At 66.8% G+C, this 11,608-nt stretch carries 13 protein-coding genes and 2 tRNA genes; 5 read left to right on the forward strand and 10 right to left on the reverse strand.

What is annotated here, in order from left to right:
- Positions 1 to 74 precede the first annotated feature (74 nt).
- From BDO18943_RS15735 to fdxA, 8 genes are all read right to left on the reverse strand, one after another.
- Positions 75 to 857: a DUF4088 family protein gene (locus BDO18943_RS15735; RefSeq protein WP_175023158.1), complete on the reverse strand. Its 783-nt coding sequence runs from the start codon at positions 855 to 857 to the stop codon at positions 75 to 77.
- 161 nt (positions 858 to 1,018) lie between these two features.
- Complete coding sequence (locus BDO18943_RS15740; protein WP_043181927.1) at positions 1,019 to 1,357, reverse strand: AzlD domain-containing protein; 339 nt, start codon at positions 1,355 to 1,357, stop codon at positions 1,019 to 1,021.
- On the reverse strand, positions 1,354 to 2,121 hold the full coding sequence (locus BDO18943_RS15745) for an AzlC family ABC transporter permease (RefSeq protein ID WP_122944819.1): 768 nt from the start codon (positions 2,119 to 2,121) through the stop codon (positions 1,354 to 1,356). The genes BDO18943_RS15740 and BDO18943_RS15745 overlap by 4 nt, the downstream gene beginning before the upstream one ends.
- Positions 2,122 to 2,247: 126 nt before the next feature.
- The gene (locus BDO18943_RS15750; RefSeq protein WP_175023160.1) at positions 2,248 to 3,147 is read right to left on the reverse strand and encodes an AraC family transcriptional regulator; all 900 of its coding nucleotides are present in this window, start codon (positions 3,145 to 3,147) and stop codon (positions 2,248 to 2,250) included.
- Between the two features lie 62 nt (positions 3,148 to 3,209).
- Positions 3,210 to 3,695 (reverse strand): CreA family protein, encoded by a 486-nt coding sequence (locus BDO18943_RS15755; protein WP_011351383.1) that lies wholly within the window; start codon positions 3,693 to 3,695, stop codon positions 3,210 to 3,212.
- Between the two features lie 119 nt (positions 3,696 to 3,814).
- Positions 3,815 to 3,890 (reverse strand) — tRNA-Asn (locus BDO18943_RS15760).
- A 75-nt stretch (positions 3,891 to 3,965) separates the two neighbouring features.
- Positions 3,966 to 4,041: transfer RNA gene (locus BDO18943_RS15765), tRNA-Asn, on the reverse strand.
- 103 nt (positions 4,042 to 4,144) lie between these two features.
- Positions 4,145 to 4,468, reverse strand: a complete 324-nt coding sequence (gene fdxA, locus BDO18943_RS15770; RefSeq protein WP_011351384.1) for a ferredoxin FdxA — start codon at positions 4,466 to 4,468, stop codon at positions 4,145 to 4,147.
- A 313-nt stretch (positions 4,469 to 4,781) separates the two neighbouring features.
- Here fdxA and pncB point away from each other — a divergent pair, with 313 nt between their 5' ends.
- The 5 genes from pncB to rmuC all read left to right on the forward strand — a co-directional run bounded on the left by pncB (position 4,782) and on the right by rmuC (position 10,752).
- Positions 4,782 to 5,981 (forward strand): nicotinate phosphoribosyltransferase, encoded by a 1,200-nt coding sequence (pncB, locus tag BDO18943_RS15775; RefSeq protein ID WP_175023161.1) that lies wholly within the window; start codon positions 4,782 to 4,784, stop codon positions 5,979 to 5,981.
- Positions 5,982 to 6,069: 88 nt separating this feature from the next.
- A complete protein-coding gene (locus tag BDO18943_RS15780; RefSeq protein WP_175023163.1) occupies positions 6,070 to 6,732 on the forward strand; it encodes a LutC/YkgG family protein in 663 nt (220 codons plus the stop codon).
- Positions 6,733 to 6,775: 43 nt separating this feature from the next.
- Positions 6,776 to 8,206 (forward strand): sodium:proton antiporter, encoded by a 1,431-nt coding sequence (locus BDO18943_RS15785; protein ID WP_175023165.1) that lies wholly within the window; start codon positions 6,776 to 6,778, stop codon positions 8,204 to 8,206.
- 81 nt (positions 8,207 to 8,287) lie between these two features.
- Positions 8,288 to 9,277: a 2-hydroxyacid dehydrogenase gene (locus BDO18943_RS15790; RefSeq protein ID WP_175023167.1), complete on the forward strand. Its 990-nt coding sequence runs from the start codon at positions 8,288 to 8,290 to the stop codon at positions 9,275 to 9,277.
- A complete protein-coding gene (gene rmuC, locus BDO18943_RS15795) occupies positions 9,274 to 10,752 on the forward strand; it encodes a DNA recombination protein RmuC (protein WP_175023169.1) in 1,479 nt (492 codons plus the stop codon). Before BDO18943_RS15790 ends, rmuC begins: the two co-directional genes overlap by 4 nt.
- Before the next feature lie 90 nt (positions 10,753 to 10,842).
- On the opposite strand, the gene BDO18943_RS15800 is transcribed toward rmuC, so the two are convergent.
- Complete coding sequence (locus tag BDO18943_RS15800; protein ID WP_043181945.1) at positions 10,843 to 11,328, reverse strand: GNAT family N-acetyltransferase; 486 nt, start codon at positions 11,326 to 11,328, stop codon at positions 10,843 to 10,845.
- Complete coding sequence (locus BDO18943_RS15805; RefSeq protein ID WP_006476519.1) at positions 11,325 to 11,600, reverse strand: hypothetical protein; 276 nt, start codon at positions 11,598 to 11,600, stop codon at positions 11,325 to 11,327. Before BDO18943_RS15805 ends, BDO18943_RS15800 begins: the two co-directional genes overlap by 4 nt.
- Positions 11,601 to 11,608: the final 8 nt, after the last annotated feature.

Raw genomic sequence — 11,608 nt, forward strand, 5'->3', positions numbered from 1 at the left:
GCGGCCGTCCGGCGGCCCGGTGCGCGTTGCGCGAACCGGGCCGTTTTCATGTGTTGATGTGATGGGGCGCGCCGCTACGGCCGGCGTTGGCTTTGCCCTTGTCCCTGTCCTTGCGCCGGCCGCACGGCCGCCGGGGTGAATACGCTGCGCAGCCACGCGGCGAGCCGTGCGAACACGTCGTACGGTTCCTCGATGAAGATCTCCGGCTTCAGCAGCCGCAGGTATTCCATGATCTGCTGCGCTTCCTGCTTCTGGAACGAGCCATGCGAGAGCCCGAGCCGCAGCAGCCCGCGCAGTTCGCCGAGCTTGTCGCGCGCGGTGCTGCCGACGCTCATCTCGCACGCGAGCTTGGCCTCGTAGACCCGTTGTCGCAGCGATTCCGCGAGCCGCCATGCAGGCGTCTGCATCAGTTCCTCGAGCGTCTGGATATCTTGCGCCGCCCCCTTGATCTGCGAGGCGAGCGGGTCGACCAGCGACGGGTCGCCCTGCGCTTCGGCGACGATCGCTTTCGCCCAGTCGCGGCACGCCTTCGCGAGTTCGTCGGGGGTCCATTCGGAGCGGAATGCGAAGCCGAAGCCGAATTCGCCGGCCTGCTGCATCAGGATTGCGACGACGTCCGGAAATTCCTTGTCGAGCGTGCGTTTTGCCCACGCGTACTGGCCGCCCTGCAGCATCCGCTGCACCGCGTGCTCGGTCAGCGGCACCATGTTGTCGAGCAGTTTGGCGCGCAGGAAATCCTCGAACGACGGCGTCGCGAACTGCGGGTCGAGTTTCAGCGACACGCGGACGAACGCGTCGTAGTCCTTGCGCAGGGACTCGAGTGTGTCGTCCTTGAGGGAAAGGGTGATCTGGCCCATGAATCGTCTCGATGGCGGCCCGCGCAAGCCGGCGGCCGGCACGGCGCACCGGAGCGGGCGCAGCGTCGACTGACCGGTGCGCGCCGAGGCCGGTGGCGGGTCTTCATTCCCTATATCGGCGTGCCGGACGAAAACTTGAGCGTGCTTGACCGAGCGTGTACTCAGGCGGGCAGCCAGTGGGGCAGCACGACTCCTTGCCAGAGAAAGAACACCGCGAGCCCCGCCGCGATCGTCACGAGCGGGCGGCGGGTGGCTGCCGACACGAGCACGGCGGCCAGCGCGCCGACGAGCTGCGGATTGCGCCAGGTCAGCTCGGCCGTACCGCCGTGCGGCGAGACGGTCATCGGAACGATGATCGCGGTCAGCACGGTGACGGGGACGAAGCCGAGCGCGGTCCGCACGAGCGGCGGGAAGGTCAGCCGTTCGCCGAACAGGAACAGCGTCGAGCGGATTGCGTACGTGATGACCGCCATCCCGAGAATCAGCAGCGCGTAGCTCACGATGCGGCCTCCGTGCGTGAGCCGGCGCGCGTGCGTTCGTGCAGCAGCGTGAGCGCGACGCCGATCGCGACGCCGGCGGCAACCGCGCCGAGCAGCCCGAGCTTGTACGGCCAGCCCTGCCAGAAGTACGCCAGCGTGCCGGCCGTCACGGCCGCCGCGAAATAGCGCAGCGTGCCGAGCTGCGGGACGACGATCGCGATGAAGGTCGCTGCCATCGCGAAATCGAGGCCGAGCGACTGCAGGCCCGGGAACGCGGCGCCGAAGCCGATGCCCGCGAGCGTCCAGACCTGCCAGTTCAGGTACATCGCGAGCCCCGAGCCGAAGAAGTAGTGGGGGCCGATTGCACCAGGAGGGAAGTGCCGGTAGTGCGCATAGGCGACCGCAAACACCTCGTCGGTCATCAGTGCGCCGAGCGTCGCGCGCCAGCGCAGCGGCAGGTGCGCGACATAGGGCGCGAGCGTCGCGCTGTACAGCAGGTGACGCAGGTTCACGATCAGCGTGGTCGCGAGCACGACGACGAAGCTCGCGCTGCCCGCGATCAGGCCGAGCGCGATGAACTGCGCGGAGCCCGCGAACACGGCGAGCGACATCAGCGCGCCATGCCACGGGGCGAGCGGGCCGCCGCCAACGAGCGTGCCGAAAATCACGCCGAACGGGGCGGCGCCAATCATCATCGGGATCGTGTCGCGTGCGCCGTCGAGCCATTCGTTGAGCGGGCGGCGGGCAGGCGATGCGGGTGTCGGGTTCAAAGGGTGCTCCTCCATGAATTGGAGGATAGCGGGCAGGCGACCGGCCGGCTTGTATGTTCTTGCGCTCGCGGGATCGGGCCGGTGCCTGCCCGCTTGCCGGCGCCGCCCGCATCGCGGTGGCGGGCCGTGCGCCGCCGTGTGTCAGCTCGCCTGCCAGCGCCCGGGCGGCACGCCGAACATGCGTTTGAAATGTCGGGTGAAGTGGCTTTGGTCGACGAAACCGCTGGCTGCCGCGACATCGGCGACGGGTACGCCCGCGCGCAGCGGCGCCAGCGCGCGCTGCAAGCGCAACTGGTTGCGCCAGGCATGCGGCGGCATGCCGGTCGTGCGGGTGAACAGGCGCGCCGCGTGGAACGGTGACAGGCCGGCCGCGTGCGCGACTTCGTCGAGCGTCACCGTGCACATGAGATCGGCGGCGAGCCGCTCGCGCATCGCGTCGACGCGCGGCTCGTCCGCCGCGAGCGGCGCCGGTCGCGGCAGGGCATCGGCATGGCGCACGATCAGCGTCGACAACGCATCGAGCATCGCCGTCTCGGCAGCGAGCGGATCGTAGATGCGCGGTGCGCCGGTCGCCGGATCATGAGCCGGCTGCCCATGCACCTGCAAGGGCAGGGCGCGCTCGCTGCCGGCCTCCATCATCCGGTGCGCCAGCGTGAGCCGGGCCGCAAGATCGGCGTCGCGAATCACGTCCGGCGCAAACCACGGCGCGTCCTGCGGGCGGCCGGCAATTGCACTGGTGAGTTCGCGGATGAATTCGACCGGCATGTAGCTGACGCGATAGCACCAACCCTCGTCGGCCGCGCGCGAACCCGTATGCACCTCGCCGGGATTGATCACGGGCACGGAGCCGGTTTCGGCGACATAGCCGCTGCCGCGATAGGTGAAGCGTTCCGCGCCTTCGAGAATCACGGGGATCGTGTACGCGTCGTGCCAGTGCGGTGCGAACGTGTGGTCGCGATAGGTGGCCGTGACGAGATCCGCATCCGGCAGCAGCGGCGTGCGCCAGTAGCGTGCTGAGTCGGGAAGGCGGGTGGCGGACATGATCGGGCGCGGAAGCGGTCGAATCGACAGTGTATCGCTCGCGCGCCCGGCAGGCGTGCGCTTTACTTGACCGGAATCGTCGTGCCGGCCGGCATCGGCACCGCGGTGACGGCGTTCTTCGGGCTGCCGCTGACGATGCGGTCGCTGTAGGTCAGGTAGACGATCGTGTTGCGCTTGGCATCGACCACGCGCACGACATGCAGGGTCTTGAAGATGAACGACATGCGCTCGCTGAACACGTCGGTCTGCTGCTTGAGCGGCTCCTTGAAGCTGATCGGGCCGACCTGCCGGCATGCGATCGACGCTTCGCTCGGATCCTCGGCGACGCCGAGCGTGCCCTTGATCCCGCCGGTGCGGGCGCGCGACACGTAGCAGGTCACGCCGTTCACGACCGGATCGTCATACGCCTCGACGACCACGCGATCGGAGCCGGTGACGCGGAAATGGGTGTTGACGCTGCCGACTTCCTCCGCGTGCGCGAGCGGTGCCGCGGCGAACGCGGAAAGCAGGAGGGCGAAGGGGGCTGAGCGGAGGAGGCGATGCTTCATCGACGGAACCGGATGCGAATGCGGGACAGAGACTCTAGCATGCGCACGACCGGGCGATGAAAGGCGAAAGGCGGGCCGGAAAAACAAAAGGCCCGTCGAATGACGGGCCTTTCGCTATTTGGCTCCCCGACCTGGGCTCGAACCAGGGACCTACGGATTAACAGTCCGGCGCTCTACCGACTGAGCTATCGGGGAATAAATCGGTACATCTGCATGCGTGTTTGTCTACCAGCAAAAAGCCCGTCCACTTTCAACGGGCCTTTGCGTTTTTGGCTCCCCGACCTGGGCTCGAACCAGGGACCTACGGATTAACAGTCCGGCGCTCTACCGACTGAGCTATCGGGGAACAAACAACAACAGCAGAGAAACGAGATTGTATGGAGTGGTGGCTAACCTGTCAATACTTTTGAGCGATGAGGCACAAAGTTTTTTGCAGGATCGCCGTGCGATCAGCGCTCGAGCAGGTGCAGCTTGTCCTGCACGTCCTTCCACTCGTCCGCGTCGGCCGGTGCCGGCTTGGTCTTCGTGATCGACGGCCAGTCCTTCGCCAGCTCGGCGTTCAGCGCGGTGAACTGCTGCTGGTCGCCCGGAACGTCTTCTTCGGCATAGATCGCATTGGTCGGGCACTCGGCGACGCACACGGCGCAGTCGATGCACTCGTCCGGATCGATGGCGAGAAAGTTGGGACCTTCACGGAAGCAATCCACCGGGCACACATCCACGCAGTCCGTGTATTTGCACTTGATGCAGCCTTCGGTCACAACGTGAGTCATTAAAACGCTCCTGCTTGGCGGTATATATGGGGTGGCGTTTGCGCCAAAACCGGCATTGTAACTGAAGCGCAAAACCCGCATGGCGTGGTCGGCTATCCGGCTTATATCGTTTCGTGATTAGTTTATGGGGGCCGCCCAGGGGCTCGCCGAAGGGACGCCCCCACCGGGCCGCATGTACCGCACGCCGGTGCGGCCGGAGCAGGGCGGCAGGCGGTTTCACGATGGTCGGGCCCGCATTCGGGTAACATGGCCGACAGACCGGGCGGCGCGCGGTGCGCCGGGGCCCTGTCACGATATTGGCGGTGCCGTAATCATGATCATCACTTCGCTGCTCGACACGGATCTCTACAAGTTCACGATGATGCAGGTCGTCCTGCATCACTTCCCCGCTGCAAGCGTCGAATACCGTTTCCGGTGCCGCACGCCCGGCGTCGATCTCGTGCCGTACATCGACGAGATTCGCGACGAGGTGCGCGGCCTGTGCGCGCTGCGTTTTTCCGACGTCGAACTCGACTACCTGCGGCGGATGCGCTTCATCAAGAGCGATTTCGTCGATTTCCTCGCGCTGTTCCACCTGAACGAGAAGTACATCTCGATCACGCCGTCGCCTAAGGGCAACGGCGAGATCGACATCGCGATCACGGGGCCGTGGCTGCACACGATCCTGTTCGAGATCCCGGTGCTCGCGATCGTCAACGAAGTGTATTTCCGCAACACGCAGCGCGAGCCCGACTATCGCGAAGGCCGCGAGCGGCTGTGCGAGAAAATCAAGCTGCTCGGTGCGGAGCCGGAATTCGCCGACTGCAAGATCGCCGACTACGGTACGCGCCGGCGCTTCTCGAAGGTCTGGCACGAGGAAGTCGCGCTCACGCTGCGCGACGGCCTGGGCCCACAGTTCGCGGGCACGAGCAACGTGCTTTACGCGATGAAGCACGGCATCACGCCGCTCGGCACGATGGCGCACGAGTACCTGCAGGCATGCCAGGCGCTCGGCCCGCGGCTGCGCGATTCGCAGATCTACGGCTTCGAGATGTGGGCGAAGGAATACCGCGGCGACCTCGGGATCGCGCTGTCGGACGTCTACGGGATGGATGCGTTCCTGAACGACTTCGACATGTACTTCTGCAAGCTGTTCGACGGCGCGCGCCACGATTCGGGCGATCCGTTCGAATGGGGCGAGCGGATGCTGCGCCATTACGAGTCGAACCGTTGCGACCCGCGTACCAAGGTGCTCGTGTTCTCTGACGCGCTCGATATCCCGAAGGTCATGCAGTTGTACGAACGGTTCCGCGGCCGCTGCAAGCTCGCGTTCGGCGTCGGCACGAACCTCACCAACGATCTCGGCTACGTGCCGCTGCAGATCGTGATCAAGATGGTCCGCTGCAACGGCCAGCCGGTCGCGAAGCTGTCGGATTCGCCGGGCAAGAGCATGTGCGACGACAAGGCGTATCTCGCGTACCTGCGCCAGGTGTTCGGCATCGCGCAGCCGGTCGAGGAAGACGCGTCGAAGTAAGCGTCGGCCGAACGGCTAAAACTGCGTTGGGGCGAGGTCGGCCGGTATAATCCGACGGTATCGCCCGCCAACGTCACGAGGACCGTTCATGGACACTTCCGCTGCCCGTCGCCAGATCCTCGCGCGCATTCGCGCGGCGCAGGGGCGTGCGGCCGAACCCGATGCGGCCGAGCGCGACGGCGTTGCCGACTATCTCGCCCGTCATCCGGAGGGCCCGCGCCCGCCGGCGCCGGCCGATCTCGTCGCTGCATTCGTCGACGAAGCGGCCCGTCTGTCGACAACGGTCGACGAAGTCGCGACGCTTGTCGATGTCCCTGCCGCCGCGGCACGTTACCTTTCCGCTCACGGCCTGCCGATGCAGGCCGTCGCGTGGCGCACGCTGGCCGATTTCGACTGGGCGGGCGCAGGCCTGTCGGTCGAATGCCGCAAGCCGCGCGACGGCGATCTGGTTGGCCTCACCGGCTGCTTTTGCGCGACCGCCGAAACCGGCTCGCTGGTGCTGTTGTCCGGCCCCGATACCTATGCGTCGGCCGGCCTGCTGCCGGAAACTCACATCGCGATCGTTCCCGCGTCGCGGATCGTCGCCGGTCACGAAGACGCGTTTGCGCTGATCCGCTCGGAGCGCGGCGAATTGCCGCGCGCGGTCAATTTCGTGTCGGGCCCGTCGCGCACGGGCGATATCGAGCAGACCATCGTACTGGGCGCGCACGGCCCGTACCGCGTTCACGTGATCGTCGTACGGGGCGCATGACGCGCCCGCCGCATCCACTACCACTCGAACAAGGAAGTTCTGCATGAAACGACATGCCGCCTGGGCGGGCATGGCGTCGGGGATCGCGCTTGGCGCCGTTCCCGCGCTTGCATCGGCCGCAACGCTCGACGGTGCCACGCTGTCTGCTCTCTGGGGCATCCCGTTCGCCGGGATCCTGCTCTCCATCGCACTGTTCCCGCTCGTCGCCCCGGTGTTCTGGCATCACCACTTCGGCAAGATTGCGGCCGGGTGGGCGGTCGTGTTCCTGATCCCGTTCGCGTTCGCATTCGGCGCGGGCACCGCGTTCGGCACGCTCGTGCACGCGCTGCTCGAGGAATACATTCCGTTCATCGTGTTGCTCACCGCGCTCTATACGGTCGCGGGCGGCATCTGCGTGAACGGCAACCTGCACGGCACGCCGAAACTGAACACCGCGATCCTCGCGCTCGGCACGCTGCTCGCGAGCGTCATGGGCACGACCGGCGCCGCGATGCTGCTGATCCGGCCACTGCTGCGCGCCAACGACAACCGCAAGCATGTCGTGCATGTCGTGATCTTCTTCATCTTCCTCGTCGCGAACGCGGGCGGCTCGCTGTCGCCGCTCGGCGATCCGCCACTGTTCCTCGGTTTCCTGAATGGTGTGAGCTTCTTCTGGACGACCACGCACCTCGCGCTGCCGATGCTGTTCATCTGCGCGGTGCTGCTGACGCTGTTCTTCGCGCTCGATACGTACTTCTACCGGAAGGGCGGCGAGGAACGGCCGGCCGTGCTCGACCCAACACCCGACAGCGACAGGCTGTCGATCGACGGCAAGATCAATTTCGTGCTGCTCGCGGCCGTGATCGGCCTGGTGCTGATGAGCGGCATCTGGAAGCCGGGCATCATGTTCGACGTATGGGGCACGCACGTCGCGCTGCAGAACCTCGTGCGCGACGTCGCGCTCGTGGGCGTGACGCTCGCGTCGCTCGCGCTGACGCCGCGCTCCGCGCGCGAGGGCAACGCGTTCAACTGGGCGCCGATCGAGGAAGTCGCGAAGCTGTTCGCGGGGATCTTCGTGACGATCGCGCCGGTGATCGTGATCCTGCGCGCCGGTGCCGACGGCGCGTTCGCACAGATCGTCCATCTCGTAACGGGGCCGGACGGCAAGCCGATCGACGCGATGTACTTCTGGGCGACGGGCATCCTGTCGTCGTTCCTCGACAACGCACCGACCTATCTCGTGTTCTTCAACCTCGCGGGCGGCGATGCCCAGTCGCTGATGACGACCGGCGCGTCGACGCTCGCCGCGATTTCCGCGGGCGCGGTGTTCATGGGCGCGAACAGCTATATCGGCAACGCACCCAACTTCATGGTGAAGGCGATCGCCGAATCGCGCGGCGTGAAGATGCCGAGCTTCTTCGCGTATCTCGGCTGGGCGCTGGTCGTGCTGATACCGGTATTCCTGCTGACGTCGTGGCTCTTCTTCACGGCGTAAGCTGACGATTTTCAACCTAGAGCGGGCGGTCCCGGCGGCGCATGGCGCGCAGCGATCCGTCCGCAGCATGCGGAGATGGCGATGCAGAAGATCCTGGTCGCGCGTCCGATCTTTCCGGACGTGATCGAGCGGCTCAAACAGTATTTCGACGTCGACTGGAACAACGGCGACGCACTCGCTCCCGACGCGCTCGCCGCGCGTCTGGCCGACAAGGACGGCGCGCTGACGGCCGGTGACCCGATCGGCGCGGCCGAGCTCGCGGCGGCGTCGCGCCTGCGCGTCGTGGCGAACATGGCGGTCGGCTACAACAATTTCGACATGGCCGCGTTCAACGCGGCCAACGTGCTCGGCACGAACACGCCCGACGTGCTGAACGAGTCGACCGCCGATTTCGGCTGGGCGCTGATGATGGCCGCGGCACGCCGGATCGCCGAATCCGAGCACTGGCTGCGGGCCGGCCACTGGCAGAAGTGGGCGTACGACGGTTTCCTCGGCAGCGACATCTACGGCTCGACGCTCGGCGTCATCGGGATGGGGCGCATCGGCCAGGCGCTCGCGCGCCGCGCGCGCGGCTTCGGGATGCAGGTGATCTATCACAACCGGTCGCGGGTCGCGCCCGAGATCGAGGCCGAGCTGAATGCCGAATACGTGTCGAAGGATGCGCTGCTCGCCCGCGCCGATCACGTCGTACTCGTGCTGCCGTACACGAAGGAGAACCATCATACGATCGGCGCGGCCGAGCTCGCGAAGATGAAGCCCTCCGCGACGCTGACCAACATCGCGCGCGGCGGGGTCGTCGACGACGCGGCGCTGGCCGTCGCGCTGCGCGACGGGACGATCGCCGCGGCCGGCCTCGACGTGTACGAAGGCGAGCCGACGGTCCATCCGGCACTGCTCGAGGTGCCGAACGTCGTGCTGACGCCGCATATCGCGAGCGCGACCGAGAAAACGCGCCGCGCGATGGCGAACCTCGCCGCCGACAACCTGATCGCCGCGCTGGGCGAGGGGCCCCGCGCGGGGCAGCCGCCGAATCCGATCAACCCTGACGTGATCGGGAAGCCGCGCGCATGACGATGACGTTGTTGCTTGCGGCGGTCGTCGTGCTGGCCGTCGCGCTTGCCGTGGCGATTGTCGCGCTCGTGCGTGGCGGTGGCCACCACGACGATGCGGCGGTACTGGGCGATCAGATCGAGGACGCCGCGCATGCGCAGGCGCGCGCGGTCGAGCGGCTCGAACGCGAATTGCGCGGCGAGATCGTCGAGAACGCGCGCGGCTCGCGCACCGAGCTGGCCGGCAGCTTCGCGCAGCTTCAGCAGACGCTCGCCGCGCAACTGACGAGCGTGGCGACCGTGCAGAACAACCAGATTGAGGGTTTCGCGCAGCAGCTCGGCAAGCTGGTCGCCGGCAATGCGCAGCAGTTCGACGCAATGCGCGAGAGCGTGCAGCGCCAGGCGCAGCAGGCGCGCGAGGAGCAGACGGGGGCGCTCAGGCTGTTCGGCGACACGTTGAACCGGCAGCTCACGCAACTGACCGAGGCGAACGACCGCCGGATCGGCGAGGTGCGCGCGACGCTCGAACAACGGCTGAAGGAAATCGAGACGAACAACGCGGCAAAGCTCGAGGAGATGCGCCGCACCGTCGACGAGAAGCTGCACGCGACGCTCGAGCAGCGGCTCGGCGAATCGTTCAAGCTCGTGTCGGACCGGCTCGAGCAGGTGCATCGCGGGCTGGGCGAGATGCAGACGCTCGCGGCGGGCGTCGGCGATTTGAAGAAAGTGCTGACCAACGTGAAGACGCGCGGCACCTGGGGCGAAGTGCAGCTCGAGGCGCTGCTCGAACAGATGCTGACGCCCGAGCAGTACGCGAAGAACGTCGCGACGGTGCCGAAGAGCAGCGAGCGCGTCGAGTTCGCGATCCGGCTGCCGGGGCGCGATGCCGGCACGCGCGACGCGCCGCCCGTGTGGCTGCCGATCGACGCGAAATTCCCGCGCGAAGACTACGAGCGGTTGATCGATGCGCAGGAGCGCGCCGATGCGGTGGCGGTCGAGGAAGCGGCCCGCGCGCTCGAAGCGCGCGTGCGGCAGGAGGCGCGCACGATCGCCGAGAAGTACGTCGCGCCGCCGCACACGACCGATTTCGCGTTGCTGTTCCTGCCGACTGAAGGGCTCTATGCGGAGATCCTGCGCCGCCCGGGGCTGACCGACCTGCTGCAGCGCGACTATCGCGTGACGGTCGCCGGCCCGACGACGCTCACCGCCTTGCTGAACAGCCTGCAGATGGGCTTCCGTACGCTCGCGATCGAGCAACGGTCGAGCGAGGTGTGGCAGGTGCTCGGCGCGGTGAAGACGGAGTTCGGCAAGTTCGGCGACGTGCTCGCGCGCACGAAGTCGCAGCTCGAAACGGTCACGCGCTCGATCGAGGCCGCCGAGCAGCGCACGCGCGTGATGAACCGGAAGCTGAAGCAGGTCGAGGCGCTGCCGGGCGACACGGCGGCCGGGTTGCTTGGCGCGGAAGGTGTCGACGGCGCCGATGCGGACGACGCGTGACGCACACGGCCGACATCGGCCTGAAAGCAAAAACGGGCGCCGCGGCGCCCGTTTTCTTTTGCAGCGCTTGCCGGCATGGCCGGCGAGCGGTCAATGCCCGGCGAGCGTATCCAGCGCGTCGCCCGTGACGCGCACGATGCGCCAGTCGGGCAGCACGGTTGCGCCCATCTTTTCGTAGAAATCGATCGCAGGCTGGTTCCAGTCGAGAACCGACCATTCGAAGCGCGCACACCGGCGTTCGACGGCCAATGCCGCGAGGTGACGCAGCATCGCGGTGCCTAGGCCCGTGCCGCGTTGCGATGGCTGCACGTACAGATCCTCGAGATAGAGGCCGCGACGGCCGAGGAACGTCGAATAATTGTGGAAGAACAGCGCATACGCGACGATCGCGCCGTCGCGTTCGGCCACGCGTGCCTCGGCAGCAGGGTGCGCGCCGAACAGCGCGTCGGCGAGATCGGCCTCGGTCGCGACGAACAGGTGCGTGAGCTTCTCGAACTCGGCCAGTTCGCGCATCAGCGCGAGGATCGCGCCGACGTCGCGCGCTTGGGCCGCGCGGATCAGCGGTGTGCCGCTCACGCTTCCTCCGGCGGATCGGACAGCACGATCTCGATGCCGCCGAAGCGCGATGCGACCCAGTTGTACGCGTGGCACGCGATCCACAGCAGCACGAAGCCGAGGATGGCGTTCAGCAGCAGCGCGCTCAGGATCGTGCTCAGTTCGACCATCCCGTAGCGGATGTATGCGACGAGAATGCCGAGCAGCACGATCGGCACGCTGAACGTCAGGTACACGAGGATCAGCGCCTTTGCGGTCTGCCCCGCGGCGATCGACGAAATTTGTTTCTTCATGTGCGGAT

It is taken from the genome of Burkholderia aenigmatica, assembly GCF_902499175.1.
In the GTDB taxonomy this organism is placed as follows: domain Bacteria; phylum Pseudomonadota; class Gammaproteobacteria; order Burkholderiales; family Burkholderiaceae; genus Burkholderia; species Burkholderia aenigmatica.

Coding starts and splice junctions, on each gene's coding strand:
- BDO18943_RS15735 (WP_175023158.1), bottom strand. CDS start 857: ATGGGCCAGATCACCCTTTCCCTCAAGGACGACACACTCGAGTCCCTG.
- BDO18943_RS15745 (WP_122944819.1), bottom strand. CDS start 2,121: ATGGAGGAGCACCCTTTGAACCCGACACCCGCATCGCCTGCCCGCCGC.
- BDO18943_RS15750 (WP_175023160.1), bottom strand. CDS start 3,147: ATGTCCGCCACCCGCCTTCCCGACTCAGCACGCTACTGGCGCACGCCG.
- BDO18943_RS15755 (WP_011351383.1), bottom strand. CDS start 3,695: ATGAAGCATCGCCTCCTCCGCTCAGCCCCCTTCGCCCTCCTGCTTTCC.
- fdxA (WP_011351384.1), bottom strand. CDS start 4,468: ATGACTCACGTTGTGACCGAAGGCTGCATCAAGTGCAAATACACGGAC.
- pncB (WP_175023161.1), top strand. CDS start 4,782: ATGATCATCACTTCGCTGCTCGACACGGATCTCTACAAGTTCACGATG.
- BDO18943_RS15780 (WP_175023163.1), top strand. CDS start 6,070: ATGGACACTTCCGCTGCCCGTCGCCAGATCCTCGCGCGCATTCGCGCG.
- BDO18943_RS15785 (WP_175023165.1), top strand. CDS start 6,776: ATGAAACGACATGCCGCCTGGGCGGGCATGGCGTCGGGGATCGCGCTT.
- BDO18943_RS15790 (WP_175023167.1), top strand. CDS start 8,288: ATGCAGAAGATCCTGGTCGCGCGTCCGATCTTTCCGGACGTGATCGAG.
- rmuC (WP_175023169.1), top strand. CDS start 9,274: ATGACGATGACGTTGTTGCTTGCGGCGGTCGTCGTGCTGGCCGTCGCG.
- BDO18943_RS15805 (WP_006476519.1), bottom strand. CDS start 11,600: ATGAAGAAACAAATTTCGTCGATCGCCGCGGGGCAGACCGCAAAGGCG.